General features: G+C 37.2%; 1 protein-coding gene. It reads right to left on the bottom strand.

Features of this window, described 5'->3' with window-relative positions; translation table 11 throughout:
- Window positions 1-624: IS982 family transposase (locus JK139_RS15410; RefSeq protein WP_218332183.1), on the bottom strand; the 624-nt coding region annotated here is incomplete at its 3' end.
- Between the last annotated feature and the right edge of the window lie 75 nt (window positions 625-699).

Genomic DNA, 699 nt, shown 5'->3' with positions numbered 1-699 from the left:
AGCTCTATCAATTCTGTTTCTTTGTATAGCTCTTCCTTCCAGTTGGTATGCCGTGTAGGCACTGTCTCCAAATAAAGAGCTCTCTGGCGGCAGATCCATAAACATTTTCTGCAAGGCTTCTACATCATGTTCGCTACCAGGTGAAAAACAAATTTCAACCGGTATACCATTTTTGGTTGTAATCAACTGTACCTTTACCCCATAAAAATATTCCCTTTTACTGGCATTGAAGCCTCTCCACTGTTCTCCTGTTAATAATTTGCTCCTGTTAATACGTATGTTATGGCAGACTTTTAATGGAAACGAATCAATGATATATTCCAACTCTGCACACAAATATTTGAACATTCTGCCAATGTGTAAAAACAACCACATCAACAGCGAGGCAACCTTATGCAACCGTTTGTTAAAACCACTCTTGCCAATCATACCAGGTATCATAGCATGTGTGCGCATATAATTAATAGCATGAAACTGGTTTCCTTTAAAATAAAGAGCTGACACTATTGCCGTGCTTATGATCTCGCTATCACTAACTTTTCGTTCCTTGTGTTCATGATGATGGATGCCTTTCAATATATCATCCACTAAACAGTAAATTCCAATAACTTTGTCCTGAAGCATTTGAGTAGAAGTTTTGTTTTCGCAACTCAAAATTATTCCTATTTCAAATGCTTCTATTTTAGGAAACTTGGGTTA

Source organism: Hydrotalea lipotrueae (genome assembly GCF_019249625.1).
GTDB classification, from domain to species: domain Bacteria; phylum Bacteroidota; class Bacteroidia; order Chitinophagales; family Chitinophagaceae; genus Hydrotalea; species Hydrotalea flava.
Note: the sequence above shows the minus strand (reverse complement) of the source record. Positions and strands in the feature narration are given on the sequence as shown.